Raw genomic sequence first — 19331 nt, 5'->3', positions numbered from 1 at the left:
AGTTCAGGCGCCACCCAGCAGATCCTGCTCATCCAGCAGCGCGTAAGCAATCTCGGGCGTCGTCTCCATCGCCCTGCGGATCGCCGCGGGAATCGCCTGCTTCGTCTTTCTGCAGAGTCCCGGCTGGTCTTCCAGCTGGATGTTGATCCCCCGCAGCGTGCGCACGCCATTGGCACTCGGCGTGATGGTCAGGACGATGCCCAACTGGGCCTGCAACCGGTCACCCACGTGCCGCAGGTCTGCCAGGCTCGTCACGCTTTCCAGGCGCGCCACCAGGCGTTTTTCTTCCTCGCGAGTCAGGCGCAATACGCGGATGTCGGCGTTGGGATCGGCAAGCAACGCTTCCCTGCGGCAGGTGCAGGCGCCGGGTGGGCACTCCGTGCGGATGGGGAAGGGCGCGTTCATCGGGGGCTGGCATGTCGGGCCCGTGCTGGGCCGGTAGCGGGATATCTTAAATCACGACGCGGGGCCGGAGGCAATGGACCGACAGCACGATATGCGGATTCGATTTATGCTGCCGCTGGCGGCGCAGCGCCGTCTCGCCACCAGGAACAGAGCCAACCCCACACGCGACCATGCCAGGAGACCACATGGCCCTCTCGATGTATGACGTATCCATCCCCGCGTTCATTCGCGCATTGACCAACCTGTCCGCGATCCTGGAAAAAGGGGCGGCGCATGCGCAGGCGCAGGGCACGGATCCGGCCGACCTGATCCAGACGCGCCTGATTGCCGACATGGACACGCTGGCGGCCCAGGTGCAGCGCGCCAGTGATGCGGCGAAGGGCTGTGCGGCACGGCTCGCCGGCATCGACAATCCGTCCATGGCCGATACCGAAGCGACCTTTCCGGAGCTGCAGCAGCGCATTATCAAGACGATCGACTTCCTGAAGTCCGTCCGTCCCGAGCTGCTTGATGGCAGCGAGACGCGGACGATTGAGCTGAAGCTGCGGCAGGGCGCCATCACCTTCGATGGCAAGAGCTATCTGTTGGGCTTTGCGCTGCCGAACTTCTATTTCCACATCACCACTGCCTACGACATCCTGCGCCACAAGGGCGTGCAGATCGGCAAGATGGACTATCTCGGCACGCGTTGAGCGTGCCGGTCCCGGCAGCGCCGGGGCTCAGTGCATCGCGGCGCCTGCAGGCAGGCTGCCGCGTGCATCGAAGCCGGCTGCGCGGTCCAGCCGGCCGCTCAGCTCAGTCAGGCCCAGTGCAACCAGCACGACGAGCGCGCCGATCCATGGCGTATGCATCAGCCCCAGGTGGGTCACGATGAGACCACCGGCCCACGCTGCCCCGGCAATGCCAAGGTTGAAGGCCGCGATGTTCAGGCCGGATGCGACGTCGACAGCATGCGGTGTGTGTCGCTCCGCCTGCTTGACGACGTAGACCTGCAGGCCCGGCACATTGCCGAAGGCCACGGCGCCCCAGGCCAGTACCGTCGCCACGACGAGCCACGGGTGCGGTGCGGTGAAGGTCAGCACGAACAGCACCGCCGCCAGCAGCAGGAACACGAGGCGCAGCGCAGCGATCGGACCATGGCGGTCAGCAAGGCGGCCGCCCCAGATATTGCCCACGGCCACGGACACGCCGTACACGAGCATCACCAGCCCGACTGCGTTGGCGCTGAACCCCGAGACGTCCTGCAGGATGGGCGCCAGGAACGTGAACGGGATGAACGAGCCGCCATAGCCGATCGCGGTCTTCGCGTAGACGAGCAGCAACCTCGGCTCGGCCAGCACGCGCGCCTGCTGGAGCAATGAGGCCGGCTGCGTATGCCGGATCGACGACGGCACGAACAGCAGGCTGCCCACGAAGGCGATTGCGCCAAGTCCGGAGACGGCCAGGAATGTCTCGCGCCAGCCGAAATGCTGGCCGATGAACGTGCCCAGCGGGACACCCGTTACCAGTGCGACGGTCAGGCCGGTGAACATGATGGCAATCGCGCTGGCGGCCTTCTCCTTCGGCACGAGGCCGGTGGCGATGGTCGAGCCGATCGAGAAGAATACGCCATGCGCCAGACCGGTCAGGATCCGTGCGACGACCAGCGACTCATAGCTGGGCGCTTTCCATGCAAGCAGGTTGCCGAGCGTGAACAGCGCCATCAGTGACAGCAGCAGCGTCTTGCGTGGCAAGCGGCCGGTCAGCGCCGTCAGTACGGGTGCGCCAACGGCCACGCCGAGCGCATACAGGCTGACCAGCAGGCCCGCCGATGGCAGGCTGATGTGCAGGTCCGCGGCAATGGTGGGAATCAGCCCGACGATGACGAATTCCGTCGTGCCGATAGCGAATGCGCTGATGGTCAGCGCTAACAGGGCAATGGGCATGTCTGCCTCCGAAAAGTGGATGGCGGCAGTGTGCCCGCATTATCTTTGCGGATTAAGGTGGTGATCGACAGAAGATATTTGAATTGAATTCAAGAATGTGTGATCGGGCTGGCCGGTCAAACGTTGAGCAACGGAAGCCGGGGTGTGATGACATCTGCCTTCGCCCGACGTGCGCGCCAGTCGCCCCATCAGCGAAAACCCTGACACGTCTGGTATACTTGCGCGATGTCTGGCCGCTGCCGGATACAGCCTGCGAGAGGCTACGCGGAGCATCGCCCCGATCGACTGCCGGTGGCCGTTTTACCTCATGCCATCTCTGATCCGGAGTCCTGGCCTCGCTCTCCCGACCCATGAAAGACTGGCCGCCATCGGCCGCTGAAACCATTGCGTTCCTGACCGGAGCGCGCGCAAAGCATGACTTACGCCGTCAAGGAAATCTTCTATACGCTGCAGGGCGAAGGCGCCAACGCTGGCCGTGCCGCGGTGTTCTGCCGTTTTGCCGGCTGCAACCTGTGGAGCGGGCGCGAAGAGGACCGGGCGACGGCGGTATGCCAGTTCTGTGACACGGACTTCGTGGGCACCGATGGCACGGGCGGCGGCAAGTACCGTACCGCTGAGGAGCTGGCTGCGGCAGTCGCCTCCGAATGGCCGCAGGGCGCCGGCGGCAAGCCGCTGGTGGTATGCACGGGTGGCGAGCCGCTGCTGCAACTCGATGCGCCGCTGATCGACGCGCTGCACGCGCAGGGCTTCGAGATCGCGATCGAAACCAACGGCACCATCAAGGTGCCGCCGGGCATCGACTGGGTCTGCGTGAGCCCGAAGATGGGGTCCGAATTGGTGGTAAGGAAGGGCGACGAGCTGAAGGTGGTGATCCCCCAGGTCGGCCAGGACTTTGCCGCATATGAGCAGCTGGATTTCCAGTATTTCCTGGTGCAGGCCATGGACGGCCCGCTGGCCCGCGAAAATACCGCCGCCGCCGTGGCGTTTTGCCAGCGGCATCCGCGCTGGCGGCTGTCGCTGCAGACCCACAAGCTGCTCGGCATCCGCTGATTGCTGTCGCGCAGGTCGCACCTCGGCGACAATAGCGCCGCGGACCCCGGCACGAAGCCCATTCAACGCAGGCCGCCTAGCATGCGCCCGTACTCATGAGCAAACAAGTTTCCATTACCCGCCGGCTGGAATTCGATTCCGGCCACCGCATCCCGAACCACTGCGGCCAATGCCGCAATATCCACGGCCACCGCTATCGCCTGGACCTGACGCTGTCGGGCGAAGTGCTGCACCGTGAAGGCGCGTCCGACGACGGCATGATTCTGGACTTCGGCGATATCAAGTCGCTGGCGCAGGAGCATCTGGTGTCGAAGTGGGACCATGCGTTCCTGATCTATCGCGGCGACACCGCGCTGCTGAACTTTCTGCAATCGATGGAAGGGCACAAGACTGTGGTGCTTGATGCCATTCCGACCGTCGAGAACCTCGCGCAGATCGCCTTCGACATGCTGGCGCCCGTGTTCAAGGACTGCTTCGGCCATCATCTGCAGCTGACCCGCCTGGTCCTGTTCGAAACGCCGAATTGCTGGGCGGAAGTCACCGCCACGGTCGCGCTGCCGGCGCAGGACTGAGCCGGCGATGACGGATACCCGCACCGCGGACGAGATCGCGCGCGACGAGCGCTACCTGCGCGCCGCCATGGACGAGGCCCGTCTGGCCGAGGCCGCGGGCGAGGTGCCGGTCGGTGCGGTGGTGGTGTGGAACGACGCCATCATCGCGCGCGGCCACAACCTGCCGATCAAGTCGATGGATCCGTCAGCCCATGCCGAAATGCAGGCGCTGCGCGCCGCGGCCCAGGTGCTCGGCAACTACCGCATGCCGGAGTGCGAACTGTATGTGACGCTGGAACCTTGCGCGATGTGCAGCGGCGCGATCCTCCATGCGCGCCTGCGCCATGTGGTGTTCGGTGCGTCGGACCCGAAGACCGGCGCCGCCGGTAGCGTAGTGAACCTGTTCGAGCAGGCACAACTGAACCACCAGACCACCATTACGGGCGGAGTGCTCGCGGACGAGTGCGGGCAGATGCTGAAGGACTTCTTCGGTGCCCGGCGCCGCGCGCAGAAGGCGGCGCAACTCGCTGCCCGGACGCTGTCCGATCCCGAACAATCCTGATCCCCCGGACGATCACGAATCCGCATGAGCACACCGAGCCCCAAGCCGCATACCGAAGTTCGCCTGATCGCGTCGTCCGGCTACCCGCACGATGTCGCCATTGCGGCGCGCGGCTGTGCGTGGCTCAAGTCGCACGGGTATCACACGACCAACCCCGATGTGCTGGCGCGGCGCTACCTGCGCTTCGGCGGTACCGATGCGGAACGGCTTTCGGACCTGCATGCGATCGGCACCGGTGCGCCGCATGAACTGACGCTGGCCGTACGCGGCGGCTACGGCATTGCGCGACTGCTGGACCGGCTGGATTTCGCGCAGATTGCCGAACAGGCGCGCGCAACCGCCACGCCCATCGTCGGTCACAGCGACTTCACGGCGTTCCAGCTCGCCTATCTGGCCGCAACTGGCGGCGTGACGTTTGCCGGCCCGATGCTTCTCGCCGACTTTGGCGCCGACACGGTCGATCCGTTCATGTGGGAGCACTTCGAGGGCGTGCTGCGCGACCCGGCCTACACGGTGACTGTGCTGGCACCGCAAGATGACGGCCAGCCGTTCTCGGGCACGGTCACGGGCACGCTGTGGGGCAGCAACCTGGCCATGCTGTGCAGCCTGCTCGGCACGCCGTTCATGCCGCGGGTGGAAGGCGGCATCTTGTTCCTTGAAGACATCAACGAGCCGCCTTACCGCGTGGAGCGCATGTTGCTGCAATTGTTCCAGGCCGGCGTGCTTGGTACGCAGCGCGCGATCATCCTTGGAGATTTCTCCAACTACCGCGTGACGGATTACGACAATGGCTACGACATGGACGCCGTCGTTGCTTATCTGCGCGACCAGTTGCACGTGCCGGTGCTGACAGGCCTGCCGTTCGGTCACTGCGCGCGCAAGCTGACGCTGCCGGTCGGTGGGCACGCGCAGCTCACTGCAAGTGCGGAAGGCTTCACGCTGGTCATGTCAGGCTATCCGGTGCTTCCGCCGCTGGCCTGACAGCATGTGCCGCCGTGCCATCCGGTCGCCGGAAAGGCAGGCGGATGGTAAAATAATCGGTTATTTCCCCATTTCCTGCCGGGTTCTCCCATGAACCGGGGCGCATCGACGGCGCACCGTTCCGGCAAGCCAGGCGCACAGGCGCCATACCCCGTTTCCAGACAAGGTTCCAGACGTGCTTTCTACCGCAAACATCACCATGCAGTTCGGCCCCAAGCCGTTGTTCGAGAATATCTCGGTCAAGTTCGGCGAGGGCAACCGCTACGGCCTGATCGGCGCGAACGGCTGCGGCAAGTCCACCTTCATGAAGATCCTGGGCGGCGATCTCGAATCGTCCGCAGGCAACGTCATGCTGGAACCGGGCATCCGCCTGGGCAAACTGCGCCAGGACCAGTTCGCGTATGAAGACATGCGCGTGCTGGACGTCGTCATGATGGGCCACACCGAGATGTGGGCCGCCGCGCAGGAGCGCGACGCGATCTACGCCAACCCGGAAGCGACCGACGAAGACTACATGAAGGCCGCGGAGCTCGAGGCCAAGTACGCCGAGTACGACGGCTACACGGCCGAAGCGCGCGCCGGTGAACTGCTGCTGGGCGTGGGCATTCCTACCAGCCAGCACCAGGGCCCGATGAGCGATGTCGCCCCCGGCTGGAAGCTGCGCGTGCTGCTGGCGCAGGCACTGTTCTCGAACCCGGACGTGCTGTTGCTCGACGAACCGACCAACAACCTGGACATCAACACGATCCGCTGGCTGGAGACCGTGCTCAACGAGCGCAACTCCACCATGATCATCATTTCCCACGATCGCCACTTCCTGAACTCGGTGTGCACGCACATGGCCGACATGGACTACGGCACGTTGAAGGTCTACCCGGGCAACTACGACGACTACATGGAAGCGTCGATGCAGGCCCGCGAGCGCCAGATGGCCGCCAACGCGCGCGCCAAGGAACGCATCAGCGAACTGCAGGACTTCGTGCGCCGCTTCTCGGCCAACAAGTCGAAGGCCCGCCAGGCGACCTCGCGTGCCAAGCAGATCGAGAAGATCAAGGTCGAGGACATCAAGCCGTCGTCGCGCCAGAACCCGTTCATCCGCTTCGAGTTCGAGAAGAAGCTGCACAATCTTGCCGTGGAAGTCGAAGGCGTCACCAAGACCTACGACCGCAAGATCATCAACAACCTGTCATTGGCGATCCAGGCCGGCGAGCGCGTGGCAATCATCGGCGAGAACGGCGCGGGCAAGACCACGCTGCTGCGCAGCCTGCTGAACGGTGCAGTACAGACCGGCGTGCAGCGCGGTGTCGAGGTGGATCGTGGCACGGTCAAGTGGGCCGAGAACGCCAACGTCGGCTACATGCCGCAGGATACCTACGAGGAATTCCCCGAAGACCGCGACGTGATGGACTGGATGAGCCAGTGGACGCAGGCGGGCGATGACGAAACGTCGCTGCGCGGCACGCTGGGCCGCCTGCTGTTCTCGGCCGATGACATCAGGAAGAACGTCAAGGTGCTATCCGGTGGCGAGAAGGGCCGCATGATCTGGGGCAAGCTGATGCTGGGCCGCCATAACGTGCTGGCGCTGGACGAGCCGACTAACCACATGGACATGGAATCGATCGAGTCGATGCAGATCGCGCTGGACAAGTTTACCGGCACGCTGATCTTCGTTTCGCACGACCGCGAGTTCGTGAGCGGCCTGGCCACGCGCGTGATCGAAGTGCGTACCGATGGCACGCTGACCGATTACCTCGGCACGTATGACGAGTACCTGCAGTCGCAGGGTATCGACGGCTGATCGTCGGGCATCCTGACAGCGCAAAGGCCGCCTCCGGGCGGCCTTTGCGTTTGTTGCGCCAGCGTTTCCTTAGATCCCCTTGTCCGCCTCGATCGCCTCGACGATCTGGTCCAACTGCCCCGTAATGGCTTGCGCGGTGATATCGCCCTTGGCCTTGAGCAACGCCGCATGCAGCGGATCGCGCAAGGCGATCAGCGATGGCAGGTCGGTAGCCTTTTCCACCTTGACCTGCATGAGATAGCCGCGCAGGCCGAGATGCTGGCTGATGACGTCCGTATAGAAGTGGTAGAGCCGCTGGTAGGCCTGGATGGCCGCCGGCGAATGCACGGCGTCTTCGCTGGCAGGCGACAGTGCCGCAACCGGTGCCTGGGCCGCGGGCGCTTCGACGCGCCGCATCGCATACAGCGAGAAGAGATTGCTGTCTTCGGTGGCTGGCGCAGAGGCTTGCGCTGGTGCCTTAGAAGGCGATACCGGAAGAGCCTCAGTCACCGGCTCGACCAGCGACATCTGCACGAGTTGACCAAGCGACTCAGGCCCCACGCCCATGCCGTCGAGCTGCGACAGCAGTTCCTGTTCGCGCCGCTCGCCATTGACGATCAGCAGCAGGGCGCGCAGCTTGTGGTCGAGTTTGCGCGCGCGCGTCTTGATCTCGTCGAGACCCGCTTCGGTCTTGCGGTAAATCGGATTGACCATGTCTCGCTCCTTGTTATGTATCGGCCGCGCGGGCGAGCTCCCCTGAGGCGCGGCCGATTATCGCCATCTGTTGTATCGTGGCTTCGCGGCGCAAAAAACCGCCCGGCGCAATCCGCTCTACAATGTGCGTGCACCATAAAAGTAACAAAAATTGCAACCGCTGATTGACCAATCTGACAACTGTGGCCATGCAACAACGAGACAAACTCTTCATTAACGGCAAATGGGTCAGCCCGCACGGCACGGGGCTGATCGACGTCATTCACTCCACCACCGAAGCGGTCATGGGCCGCATCCCCGAAGGCAGCGCGCGTGACGCGGAAGACGCGATCCAGGCGGCCCGCGCGGCGTTCGACGGCTGGGCTGCCACGCCGCCGGCAGAGCGGGTCGGCTACATCCGCAAGATTGCGGAGGGCCTGAAGGCACGCACCGAGGAACTGGCGCAGCTCATCGCGGGCGAGGTCGGCATGCCGATCAAGCTGGCGCGCGCGATCCAGGTCGGTGGCCCCGTCTACAACTGGGGCCAGGCAGCGAAACTGCTCGAAGGTTTCGATTTCGAGGAAGAGGTCGGCAATTCTCTGGTCGTGCGAGAGCCGGTGGGTGTGGTCGCGGCCATCACGCCGTGGAACTACCCGCTCAATCAGATCACGCTAAAGGTGGCCCCAGCACTGGCGGCCGGCTGCACGGTGGTGCTGAAGCCGTCGGAAGTGGCGCCGCTGAATGCCTTCGTGCTGGCAGAGGTGATCGCGGAGGCGGGCCTGCCGCCTGGTGTGTTCAACCTGGTGACCGGCTATGGCCCGGTGGTTGGCGAAGTGCTGGCCAGCCATCCCGAAGTGGACATGGTGTCGTTCACGGGTTCGACCCGCGCCGGCAAGCGCGTGTCCGAACTGGCCTCGCAATCCGTCAAGCGCGTGGCGTTGGAGCTTGGTGGCAAGTCGGCTTCGGTGATCCTGGATGACGCGGACCTGCCTGCCGCGGTAAAGGGCACCATCAATGCGTGCTTCCTGAACTCTGGCCAGACGTGCTCTGCACATACCCGCATGTTGGTGCCGCGCAGCCGCTATGACGAGGTCAAGGCGATCGCCGCGAAGGTGGTCGAGGGTTTCACCGTTGGCGATCCGCTGCAGGAAACCACCAGGCTTGGACCGCTGATTTCCGCCGTGCAGAAGGACCGCGTGACGGGCTATATCCGTCGCGGTCTGGAAGAGGGCGCCGAGCTGGTGGCGGGCGGCCCGGATGCACCGGCTGGCCTGGAGAAGGGCTTCTTCGTCAAGCCGACGGTGCTTGGCAATGTGGAGCCGCGTGCCACCGTGGCGCAGGAAGAGATCTTCGGGCCGGTGCTGTCGATCATCTGCTACGACACGGAAGAAGACGCCGTGCGTATCGCGAACGACAGCATCTATGGGCTCGGTGGCGGCGTCTGGGCGGGCGATGAGGCGCGCGCGATTCGCGTGGCGCGCCGCATCCGGACCGGGCAGGTCGATATCAACGGCGGCCCGTTCAATATGTCGGCGCCGTTCGGCGGCTACAAGCAGTCCGGCAACGGGCGCGAGGCCGGCAAGTACGGGCTCGAGGAATTCCTCGAGTACAAGTCCCTGCAATTCAAGAAGCCGGCCTGATCGCGAGACCGGCATTCTGGTGCAAAAGCCCTGCATGGCAGCATGCGGGGCTTTTTATTTGGATGCATTCGTGGCGATAATTGCGGCCAAACAATAAGGACGAGTCCTCAAAGGGAGACAACAGATGCGCTGGTTCCGACGCCTGGCCTGGCTGGTGATAGTGCTGTTGCTGGTTTCGGCGGCAGCGCTGGCAGGCGGGTATATCTGGTACCGGCAGGCATCGCAACCGCAGACTGCAGGTACCTTGTCATTGCAGGGGCTGCAGGGTCGCGTCACCATCGTGCGCGATCGCAATGCCGTACCGCATATCCGCGCGGCCTCGCGCCTCGACGCTTACTACGCGATGGGGTTCGTGCACGCGCAGGACCGGTTGTGGCAGATGCAGATGAACAAGCGCATCGTGGCCGGGCGGCTCGCTGAAATCCTCGGGCCGAAGGCGCTCGATACGGACAAGTTCCTGCGCACGCTCGGCGTTCGCCGCAATGCTGATGCCATCTACGCGCAACTCGAACCCGATACGCGCGCGGCCTTGCAAGCGTATGCGGCCGGCGTGAATGCCTATATCGACCAGCGCAAGGGACCGCTGCCGCCCGAATTCCTTCTGCTGCAGACGCGCCCCGAACACTGGGAGCCTGCCGATACACTGGGCTGGCAGACCATGATGGCCTGGGATCTCGGCGGCAACTGGACCCAGGAAACGCTGCGCATGGCGCTGTCGCAAGTCTTGCCGACCGCGCGCATCAGCGAACTGCTCGCACCCTACCCGGGTGAGCGGCCCGTGCGCACGCTCGACTACGGCACTCTGTACCGCCATCTGGCGCCGCTCGCCTCGGCACTGGCCCGCGTCGGCGACATGGCGCCGCCCAGCTATGTGGAGGGCATGGGGTCGAACAACTGGGTCGTTTCGGGTGCGCATACGCAATCGGGCAAGCCGATGCTCGCCAATGATCCGCACCTGGGCCTGCAGGCTCCAGCGCTGTGGTATTTCGCCCATCTGCAGGCGCCGGGGCTGGACGTGGCCGGCGCGACGTTGCCCGGTGCGCCGCTGGTGGTGCTGGGCCACAATGCGCGCATCGCGTGGGGCTTCACCAATACCGCGCCGGACGTGCAAGACCTGTACCTCGAGCGCCTGCAGCCGGGCAGCACCGATAACTACCAGACGCCGGATGGCTGGGCCGCGTTCGTGACGCGTGCCGAGACCATCCATGTCAAAGGCGCGGCCGATGTTGCGCTGACGGTGCGCGAGACGCGCCATGGCCCGGTCATCTCCGATGTGTCGGAACCGGTCGCCAATGCCGCGTCGCCGCTGGGCGCTCGCTATGTCGTCGCGTTTCAGTGGACCGCACTGCGCGCTGACGATCGCACGTTTCAGGCCGGCCTGAAACTGAATGTCGCCACGGACTGGGCCAGCTTCACGCAGGCGCTGCGGGACTTCCATTCGCCGCAACAGAACATGGTCTATGCCGATGTGGACGGCAATATCGGCTTTATCGCGCCGGGTCGGATTCCGCTGCGCCGTGCCGACAACGATCTCAAGGGACTTGCGCCGGCGCCGGGCTGGGACGAGCGCTATGACTGGAACGGCTTTATCCCGTTCGAGCACCTGCCGCGTGCCTACAACCCGCCCAACGGCATCATCGTGACGGCGAACCAGCGCATCGTGGGCACGGACTATCCGTACTTCATCACGAGCGAATGGACCGTGCCGTATCGCTACCAGCGCATCCGGTCGCTGCTCGATGCCACGCCGCGCCATACCTTCGAGTCGTTCGGTGCGATCCAGAAGGATGTGGTGTCGCTTGCCGTGCGCGATATTCTGCCGTTGCTGCTGGCCTCGCCGGTAGCGAGCGACAAATCGCGGCCCGGGCGCGAGCGCGAGTTGTTCGATGCCCTGCGAAAGTGGGACGGCACCATGGATGCCACATCGGCCGAACCGCTGGTCGTTTCCGCGTGGCTGCGCGAGCTGTCGCGCCGGCTGTTCGAGGACAAGGTCGGTGAGGCCCTGTTCCAGCGCATGTGGGAACAGCGCAACGTGCATCAGCCGATGCTGAATATCCTGCGCAATCCGGCGGGTCCGGGATCGCTGGGCAGCTTCTGGTGCGACAAGCTGGGTACGACCGAGCATGAGTCATGCGCCGCTGCCGTCGCGGATGCGTGGACGCTCGCCATCGCCGACCTGTCGCAGCGCTATGGCGATAACGCCGGCAAGTGGCGCTGGGGCAAGGCACATGCAGCGCGTTCCGAGCACAAGCCGTTCGGCAAGCAGCCGTACCTGTCGGGCTTCTTCAACCTGCGCGTGCCCACTGGCGGCGATACGTACACCGTCAACGTCGGCCGCAACAACCTGCGCGACGAGCAGGCGCCGTTCGAGAGCACGCATGCGGCCAGCTTGCGGGCGCTCTATGACCTGTCCGATCTGGATGCCTCGCGTTTCATGGATTCGACCGGGCAATCAGGGAATCCCGTGTCGCCGAACTACCGCGACTGGACCGGCAAGTGGGCCGCCGTTGAATACATCACCATGGCAGGAAAGCAGGAGCCGGTGCGCGAGCCGTTCGATACGCTGGTGCTTGAACCCGCCAAGGTACGCGAAGGGGCTGTACGCGGCAAATAGCCGCGCGCCGGACGTCGCTAGCGGAATGGCGTTACTATTTCGGGCCATTCTTTCGGCAGGAGCCGTGCATGGCAACGTCCACCCCATCGCGTACCACTTACATCATCCAGCACGTCGCTTTCGAGCACGGCGGCGTGATCGCCGAAGCGTTGCGCGCGCGCGGCCATGCCCTGCAGGTGTTCCAGGCGGGCGTGGATGACCTGCAACCCATTGCAGATAATGCTCCGGACCTGCTGCTCGTGCTCGGCGGCCCGATCGGCGTGTACGAGACTGCTGCCTATCCCTGGCTGGAACAGGAAATCGCGCTGATTCGCGCGCGCCTTGCAGCCGGTGGCAAGGTGATCGGGGTTTGCCTTGGTGCGCAGCTGATTGCCGCCGCCTCCGGCGCCCGCGTCTATCCCGGAACCCGCGAGATTGGCTGGGCGCCGATCGTCCCGACGGCACGCGGCCGCGATTCCGCGCTGGCGGAACTCGAGGCTGCCGACTGGGAGGTCCTGCACTGGCACGGCGATACGTTCGATCTGCCAGCAGGCGCCGAACTGCTGGCATCGACGGCGGCCGTCATGAACCAGGCCTACGCCATCGGCAAGCAGGTGCTGGCGCTGCAGTTCCATCCCGAGGTGATGCCACGCGATATCGAAGCCTGGCTGATCGGCCACACCGTGGAACTGGCCAAGGCCGGCATCGATCCGCGCACCATCCGCGCCCGCACGGCCGAGGTTGGCGAGCGTGTGGCGGCAGCAGGACAGCGCATGTTCGCGCGCTGGCTCGATGAGGCCGGCCTGTGAGCCAGACAACCTTGGCGGAACTACCCCAGGTCACGATTGATACGGTGCTGATCGGCCCGGTTCGCCCGTTCGGCCCCAAGGGCATCCCGAGCGGCATCGACAAGCGGCCGCTGACGGAGGCTGTAGCGGTGACTACGCTAGGCCTCGCTGGCGATGGCCGGGGCGATCCGAAGCATCACGGCGGCCCGGAAAAAGCGCTGCATCACTACGCATTCGACCACTATCCGGCGTGGCGGGCCGAGCTTGCAGATATCTCGACGCAGGCCGGCGCGGTCCTGTGGGCGCCAGGCGCTTTTGGCGAGAATCTGAGCAGCAGCGGGCTGACTGAGGCGGACGTCTGCATTGGCGACCGCTTCCGTCTGGGCACGGCATTGGTGGAGCTGTCACAGGCGCGCCAGCCGTGCTGGAAGCTGAACCATCGTTTTGGCCACACGGGCATGTCCCGCGCCGTGCAGGAGAGCCTGCGGACGGGCTGGTACTACCGCGTGATCGAAGAGGGTGAACTGCGCGCTGGCGATGCGCTGACACTGGTCAGCCGGCCGTATCCGGACTGGAGCCTGGCGCGCCTGCTGCGCGTGCTGTACGTGGAACGCCTCGACTTTACGGCGCTGGCGGAGATGGCGGAATTGCCGCCCTTGGCCGAGAACTGGCGCAAGCTCGCGCGCCAGCGGGTGGCGCGGCATGAAGTCGAGGATATGGAGAAGCGCCTGGCCGGTGGCTGATGCTCCCTGCGCGCTCAGCCCTGGCGGAAGCGCCGGGCTGTACCCTCGCGGGTGATGCGTTCCCAGACCACCTGCTTTTCATCCTCGCTCAGGAACACCCAGTTGCTGACCTCGGCCGCCGTGCGTCCGCAGCCCTGGCAGATCTCGTCGAACAGCGTCGAGCAGATGCCGATGCAGGGGCTGTCAGGGCGGTCAGCCAGTCCCGTGGCGTCGGACTGGACGGCGGGCAGGGCGGAATCATGGGGGAAAGACGACATGCAGAAGCGGGAGGAACTGGCAGTCCGGCATTATAAACGGCCAGCCAGGACGTCCCGGGTTTGCATGCGCCCGGAGCGGCAGCATTGGCTGCCAGATAGGGGCCGAATCGTGCCAATTACCTCGGAAGTCATTGAGCGGATACGCCATGCCCGGTACGCTGCCAGCAACCACACCGAACCCAAGGAGCCAGACATGCGTGAAGCCCTAGCCCAGGCCGTTCCTGTCCCCGCCGTGACCCATTCGCGCATGCGCCAGATGGTGAAAGAGGTGCTGATCGGGTCCCCCGTGGCGCGAGCGCTCGGCGTGCAGCTCGATGTGCTGAAGCCGGAACACGTCGAACTGGTGTTGCCTTTCCGTCACGAGAACATCACCGTTGGCAATATGGTCCACGGCGGCGTCATCGCCACGCTGATCGATATCGCGGGTGCCGCCGCGTCGGCATCCGGCGCGGACCCGGAGCACATGAAGGGCGGGGCGACCAACTCGCTGACCGTGCAGTACCTTGCCCCGGCCAACGGTACCAGCCTGCGTGCAGTGGCGACCGTGGTGCGTCGGGGGCGTCGCCAGGTTGTCAGCGACGTGGAAGTGTATGCGGAGGAGCCGGATGCCGGCACGCTGGTGGCGAAGGCGCTGGTGAGCAGCACGATATTTGGATAAGTGCGGCCGCACAGCGACTGCTTCGACTACACCGAACGGCCACTTCAAAAAAGGCCAGTTGGCCTGCCGAGCCGCACGCCCTACGCTTCGCCCCTGCATCGCCAGCAGGCAGCGCAGCGCTCCGGGCTGATGAACGCCGTGCCGCGGCGAGGCGTAATATCCTGCTCATCACACCTGTCCCGACCTCCGACACTTGGGCACATCCATGGGCACATTCAATCGCCTGCACCTGATCCGGCAGATCGACCTGTTCACGCTGCGCCTCTTTCTGTCCGCCGTTGAGGAGCAGCAGATCCAGCGTGCTGCGCTGCGGGAAAACATTGCCGCCTCGACGGCGACCAAACGCATCCAGGACCTTGAGGACATCGCGGGCGTCAAGCTGCTCGAACGCGGCCCGAAAGGCGTGGTGCCCAGTCCAGCCGGCGCGGTGCTGGTGCACTACGCACGCCGCATCTTCGAGAACGTGGAGGACATGCGCTCCGAGATATCGGCCTTCACCGAAGGGATGCGCGGCAAGGTCGTGGTCGCGTCGGCGCGCTCGATCATTGCGCCGTTCCTGGCCCGCGAACTGGGCGACTATGCGCGGGATTTTCCGCTGGTGGAGCTGGCCGTGCGCGAGGTGGAGAACGCCCAGATCCTGGAGGCGGTGTCCCGCAGCGATGCCGACATAGGCGTGTTCGCCATGGCTCACGAACTGGAACTCGGCGGCGTGGATGTCACGCCGTATCGACGCGACCGGCTGGTGGCCGTGGTGCCGCGGTCCCACGCGCTGGGCGCGCGCGAGATCGTCACGTTCGCCGACCTGCTGCCCGAGCGCGTGATTCCGGTCGACGCGATGCTCGGCGCTTTTCGCGTCGCGGCAAAGCGGCTTGGGAAGGAGTTCCAGCCGCTGTTCAGCGTGCGCAGCGCCGGCACGGCGATCAGTCTCGTGCAAGCGGGGCTGGGCGTGACGGTGCAGCCGGAGTGCCTGGTCAGCCATGAACTGTTCGATGACGTGAGCTGCATTCCGCTGGATGAACCGTGGGCCGTGCGCAGCGTCCATATCGCCACGCCGCGCGGCCGTTTGCTGAGTCCGGCCGCCGCCGCGCTGATGAAGCAACTGCTCGAACGTCCCGGCGAACAGGCGCCCGCGCCAGCGCAGGACTGAGCTGACACTGATACCCCGGATTTCCGGACCGCCAGCAAGGCGGGCATTCGTGCCCGCCTTTTTCATTTCGCCCGCACCGAAACGCCGCTTCAAAAATGGCCAGTTGGCCTCGCGGTGGCACGACTCTACTCTTCCAATACGCGCCGCATACATGCAGGCCGGCGCAACCCAACAACGGAGAGACGAAGTGCAACCGAACTTCCTGAATGAATCCCAGGCCCTGTGGCTCGACACCGTGAACCGCTTCATGGATAACGAGGTCACGGTCGAATACGTACGCAAGTGCGACCAGAACCGCGACTATCCGTACGAGGCCTACGACAAGATCGCGAAGCAGGGCTGGCTGGGCCTGCTGTTCAGCGAGGAAGAGGGCGGCGCGGGCGGCGACATCTTCGACTACACGCTGATGGCCGAGGGCCTTGGCAAGTTCGGCTTCGACTTCGCGGCCGCGGTACTGGTGCCGACCTTCACGGCGATGAACATCGGGAAGTACGGCACCGCCGCGCAGAAGGACAAGTACATCAAGCCGTTTATCGACGGCAAGATCCGCTTCTCGGTGTCGATCTCCGAGCCCGACGCCGGCTCCGACGCCTCGAACACCAAGACCCGCGCGCGCCGCGACGAGAACGGCGACTGGATCGTCTCGGGCCAGAAGCTGTGGTGCAGCGGCGCGGCGGCGAAGGACACGGTCATTGCCATGCTGGTGCGCACCGATGCCGACAACAAGCACGGCGGCCTCTCCGTGCTGCTGATTCCCAACTCCACGCCGGGGCTGGTCATCAACAAGCTGCCGACGCTGTCGCGCCACGCCACGGGCACCACCGAGATTTTCCTCGACGAGGTCCGCGTGCCGGCCGACGCCCTGCTGGGCGAGGAAGGCCAGGGCTGGGAAATCATTACCAAGCACCTTGAACTGGAGCGCTGCGCGGTGGCCGCTGCCTATGTCGGCAACGCGCAGACGGCAGTGTCGAAGGCCACGCAGTACGCCCACGAGCGCATCCAGTTCGGCAAGCAGTTGTGGGACTTCCAGGTGCTCAAGCACATGCTGGCGGACCGCCAGACCGAAGTGGATGCCGCGCGCCTGCTGTGCTACCGCGCTGCGCAGATGGCGGCGGCCGACGTGCCGTGCAGCCGCGAGGTGTCGATGGCCAAGCTGTACGGCTCCGAAACGCTGAAGCAGTGCGCGCTGACGGGCATGCAGGTGCTCGGCGGCTACGCCAACCTGCCCGAAGCCGACATGGAGCGCTACCTGCGCGAAAGCGTGCAGTCGACCATCGGCGGCGGCACCTCGCAGATCCAGAAGACCATCATCGCCAAGTCGATGCGGATCGGCTGAACCAGACGACATAGAAGGAGAAAGACATGAGCGACACGAGCAAGCGCATCATCAACAACCGCATCGACCAGACGTATGACGAACTGGAGATCGGCCAGGTGTTCCGCTCGGGCGGGCGCACCGTCACCGAGGCCGACGTGGTCAACTACTGCGCGCTGACCGGCAACTGGATCGAGATCCACTCCAACACGCACTATGCGTCGAAGACCCGCTTCGGCCAGCGGCTGGTGCAGGGCTCGCTGACGTACTCCATCGTCACCGGCCTGATCCAGTTCGGCCTCGGCATCCAGGCCAACTATGGCATCGACAACATGCGTTTCCGCAACCCGGTGTACATCAACGACACCATCTACGCGGTATGCGAGGTCATCGGCAAGAAGGAGAAGGACGAGAAGTACGGCGTGATCAAGTTCCGCATCAGCGCGATCAACCAGAATGGCGACCTGCTCCAGCAGGGCGAATGGAGCCTGCTGATGCTGCGCAAGCGCGAGGACCTCGACGCGCTGATCGCGTCGTCGCTGCCCGAACTGAAGGCGGCCTGAGGGCGGCATGATGTCGACGAAGCCAGTCGCCGCGATTGTCGGGATGGGGGACGCCTACGCCTCCCGGCAGAATCGCAAGGACCCCCTTCAGCTTGCGGCCGAAGCCACGCGGCGCGCGCTGCGTGACGCGGGCATCCGCAAGGAGCAGGTCGACGCGGTCTACACGGGCCGCTCGCCGTGGGCCGACAAGCGCTCGCAGTGGAGCAACATCTTCATCTCGCACATGCAGATGCCAGTGAAGCGCACCACCGAGATCACGATGCACGGGGCCGGCCTCACGGCGACGCTGGCGGTGGCCGCGGAGATGATCGCGGCCGGGCAGGCCGAGTACGTGCTGTGCCTGCAGAGCGATGCGACGGAGCTGTTCGTCGACGCCGTCGCCATGGGCGCCGAAGCCGACGCCGATCCGCAGTTCGAAGTGCCGTACGGGCCCATCATCCCGGCGCTGTACGGGCAGGCCGCCTGCCGGTATCTGCACGAGTACGGCCTGACCGAGGCCGATCTGGCCGACGTGGCGGTGTCGAACCAGCGCTGGGGCATTCACCATCCGCACGCGGCCAAGGCGCGCTTCGGGGAAGTGGACCGCGAGACGGTGCTGGCGTCGCCCTACGTCGCCAGTCCGCTGCGGCGGTGGATGTGCTCGACGTGGGGCGGCGGCACCGGCGGTGCGCTGGTGGTCACGTCGCCGGAACGGGCGCGGGCGATGCACGCCGATCCGGTCTACCTGCTCGGCTACGGGTCTGCCACGACGCACGAATACCTGACGGACCGCATGAACATGCGCGCGTGCCGGTTCCCCGAACTCGGACCCATGCCCAACCTGACCCACACGGCCACGGCCGCGGCGGCGAACCAGGCATTCGGCATGTCGGGACTGTCGCGCACGGATATCGACATGGCGCAGATCTCCGTGAACTTCGCGCACATGGGGCCCATCGTCATGGAGGACCTGGGCTTTGCAAAGAAGGGCCGGGGAATCGACCTGTACCGCGAGGGCCGCACCGGTGTCGGCGGCGACCTGCCGACCGACACCAATGGCGGCTGGCTGTCGTTCGGCCAGCCGGGCATCTCCTGCAACATGGACAGCCTCGTCGAAGCCGTGCGGCAGTTGCGCGGCCAGCCGCTGGGCGCGGCGCCGCAGCGCAGGCCGAAGACCGTGCTCGTGCAGGGTGCGGGCGGCATGCTGGCGGCCGGCAGCGTGGTGCTGCTGTCATCGACAACCTGAACGGGAGCACGTGATGATCCAGACCAAAGACGGCTGGCCACAGCCTTACGCGCTGCTCGACGCCCAACCCTACTGGGAAGGGCTCGCGGCGGGGCAGTTGAAGTACCAGCGGTGTACCAGCTGCGGCGAAGCCGTATGGCCCGCACATTCGTTCTGCCCCCATTGCGAGGCGGACGATGGCGAGGGGCTCGTGTGGCAGGAAGCAAAAGGCACCGGCACGCTGTACTCGTTCAGCACCGTGATGCGCGGGCCCACGCCGGCGTTTGCTTCGATTGCCCCGTACACGGTGGGCTTCGTGGAGATGGACGAGGGCTACCACCTGTTCGCGCAGATCGAGGGAGTGCCCGAAACGCTGCACATCGGCGCGCGCATGACGGCGCGGCTAATCGAGCGGGGGGGGCAGCGCCTGCCGGTCTTCGCTGCAGCCTGACGCTTCGCCGGCCATCCGGCAAGACATG

Annotated in this window: 20 protein-coding genes; 16 read left to right on the top strand and 4 right to left on the bottom strand. The window is 65.2% G+C overall.

What is annotated here, in order from left to right; all coding sequences use genetic code 11:
* Positions 1-3: 3 nt before the first annotated feature.
* A complete protein-coding gene (locus K2O51_RS22015; RefSeq protein WP_041679619.1) occupies positions 4-405 on the bottom strand; it encodes a hypothetical protein in 402 nt (133 codons plus the stop codon).
* 185 nt (positions 406-590) lie between these two features.
* On the opposite strand from K2O51_RS22015, the gene K2O51_RS22010 reads away from it, so the two are divergent.
* On the top strand, positions 591-1097 hold the full coding sequence (locus tag K2O51_RS22010) for a DUF1993 domain-containing protein (protein WP_140949554.1): 507 nt from the start codon (positions 591-593) through the stop codon (positions 1095-1097).
* A 27-nt stretch (positions 1098-1124) separates the two neighbouring features.
* On the opposite strand, the gene K2O51_RS22005 is transcribed toward K2O51_RS22010, so the two are convergent.
* Positions 1125-2330 carry an MFS transporter gene (locus tag K2O51_RS22005; protein ID WP_011298012.1) on the bottom strand — a complete coding sequence of 402 codons (1206 nt, stop codon included), beginning with the start codon at positions 2328-2330 and terminating at the stop codon, positions 1125-1127.
* 414 nt (positions 2331-2744) lie between these two features.
* Between K2O51_RS22005 and queE the strand changes: the two genes are divergently transcribed.
* From queE to K2O51_RS21980, 5 genes are all read left to right on the top strand, one after another.
* Entirely contained in the window at positions 2745-3380 is a 636-nt protein-coding gene (gene queE, locus K2O51_RS22000) for a 7-carboxy-7-deazaguanine synthase (RefSeq protein WP_220630723.1), read from the top strand.
* 95 nt (positions 3381-3475) lie between these two features.
* The gene (locus tag K2O51_RS21995; protein WP_011298010.1) at positions 3476-3952 is read left to right on the top strand and encodes a 6-pyruvoyl trahydropterin synthase family protein; all 477 of its coding nucleotides are present in this window, start codon (positions 3476-3478) and stop codon (positions 3950-3952) included.
* 7 nt (positions 3953-3959) lie between these two features.
* Entirely contained in the window at positions 3960-4493 is a 534-nt protein-coding gene (tadA, locus tag K2O51_RS21990) for a tRNA adenosine(34) deaminase TadA (RefSeq protein ID WP_011298009.1), read from the top strand.
* A gap of 24 nt (positions 4494-4517) precedes the next feature.
* Positions 4518-5474 (top strand): muramoyltetrapeptide carboxypeptidase, encoded by a 957-nt coding sequence (gene ldcA / locus K2O51_RS21985; RefSeq protein ID WP_220630722.1) that lies wholly within the window; start codon positions 4518-4520, stop codon positions 5472-5474.
* Positions 5475-5649: 175 nt separating this feature from the next.
* A complete protein-coding gene (locus K2O51_RS21980; RefSeq protein WP_011298007.1) occupies positions 5650-7272 on the top strand; it encodes an ABC-F family ATPase in 1623 nt (540 codons plus the stop codon).
* Positions 7273-7341: 69 nt separating this feature from the next.
* Here K2O51_RS21980 and K2O51_RS21975 read toward each other — a convergent pair whose 3' ends face one another.
* A complete protein-coding gene (locus tag K2O51_RS21975) occupies positions 7342-7965 on the bottom strand; it encodes a hypothetical protein (protein WP_140949552.1) in 624 nt (207 codons plus the stop codon).
* A 188-nt stretch (positions 7966-8153) separates the two neighbouring features.
* Here K2O51_RS21975 and K2O51_RS21970 point away from each other — a divergent pair, with 188 nt between their 5' ends.
* The 4 genes from K2O51_RS21970 (at position 8154) to K2O51_RS21955 (ending at position 13708) form a co-directional block, all read left to right on the top strand.
* Positions 8154-9584 carry an aldehyde dehydrogenase family protein gene (locus K2O51_RS21970; protein WP_140949551.1) on the top strand — a complete coding sequence of 477 codons (1431 nt, stop codon included), beginning with the start codon at positions 8154-8156 and terminating at the stop codon, positions 9582-9584.
* A 124-nt stretch (positions 9585-9708) separates the two neighbouring features.
* A complete protein-coding gene (locus K2O51_RS21965; RefSeq protein WP_220630721.1) occupies positions 9709-12198 on the top strand; it encodes a penicillin acylase family protein in 2490 nt (829 codons plus the stop codon).
* Positions 12199-12266: 68 nt separating this feature from the next.
* Entirely contained in the window at positions 12267-12986 is a 720-nt protein-coding gene (locus K2O51_RS21960; protein ID WP_140949549.1) for a glutamine amidotransferase, read from the top strand.
* Complete coding sequence (locus K2O51_RS21955; RefSeq protein ID WP_220630720.1) at positions 12983-13708, top strand: MOSC domain-containing protein; 726 nt, start codon at positions 12983-12985, stop codon at positions 13706-13708. Before K2O51_RS21960 ends, K2O51_RS21955 begins: the two co-directional genes overlap by 4 nt.
* Positions 13709-13722: 14 nt before the next feature.
* Here the strand turns inward: K2O51_RS21955 and K2O51_RS21950 are convergent, their stop codons facing one another.
* Complete coding sequence (locus K2O51_RS21950; RefSeq protein ID WP_011298001.1) at positions 13723-13965, bottom strand: DUF1289 domain-containing protein; 243 nt, start codon at positions 13963-13965, stop codon at positions 13723-13725.
* Between the two features lie 193 nt (positions 13966-14158).
* On the opposite strand from K2O51_RS21950, the gene K2O51_RS21945 reads away from it, so the two are divergent.
* The 6 genes from K2O51_RS21945 (at position 14159) to K2O51_RS21920 (ending at position 19303) form a co-directional block, all read left to right on the top strand.
* Complete coding sequence (locus K2O51_RS21945) at positions 14159-14623, top strand: PaaI family thioesterase (RefSeq protein ID WP_140949546.1); 465 nt, start codon at positions 14159-14161, stop codon at positions 14621-14623.
* Between the two features lie 205 nt (positions 14624-14828).
* Positions 14829-15770 (top strand): LysR family transcriptional regulator, encoded by a 942-nt coding sequence (locus K2O51_RS21940; RefSeq protein WP_011297999.1) that lies wholly within the window; start codon positions 14829-14831, stop codon positions 15768-15770.
* Between the two features lie 187 nt (positions 15771-15957).
* Positions 15958-17106 carry an acyl-CoA dehydrogenase family protein gene (locus tag K2O51_RS21935; protein ID WP_041679618.1) on the top strand — a complete coding sequence of 383 codons (1149 nt, stop codon included), beginning with the start codon at positions 15958-15960 and terminating at the stop codon, positions 17104-17106.
* Positions 17107-17132: 26 nt separating this feature from the next.
* Positions 17133-17648, top strand: a complete 516-nt coding sequence (locus K2O51_RS21930; RefSeq protein WP_011297997.1) for a MaoC family dehydratase — start codon at positions 17133-17135, stop codon at positions 17646-17648.
* Between the two features lie 10 nt (positions 17649-17658).
* A complete protein-coding gene (locus K2O51_RS21925) occupies positions 17659-18873 on the top strand; it encodes a thiolase family protein (RefSeq protein ID WP_181184391.1) in 1215 nt (404 codons plus the stop codon).
* Between the two features lie 13 nt (positions 18874-18886).
* Positions 18887-19303 (top strand): Zn-ribbon domain-containing OB-fold protein, encoded by a 417-nt coding sequence (locus K2O51_RS21920; RefSeq protein ID WP_140949543.1) that lies wholly within the window; start codon positions 18887-18889, stop codon positions 19301-19303.
* The last annotated feature ends 28 nt before the right edge of the window (positions 19304-19331 follow it).

The organism is Cupriavidus pinatubonensis (genome assembly GCF_019602855.1).
Classification (GTDB): domain Bacteria; phylum Pseudomonadota; class Gammaproteobacteria; order Burkholderiales; family Burkholderiaceae; genus Cupriavidus; species Cupriavidus pinatubonensis.
The sequence above is the reverse complement of the archived record's forward strand: the minus strand, read 5'-3'. Positions and strand labels throughout refer to the sequence as shown.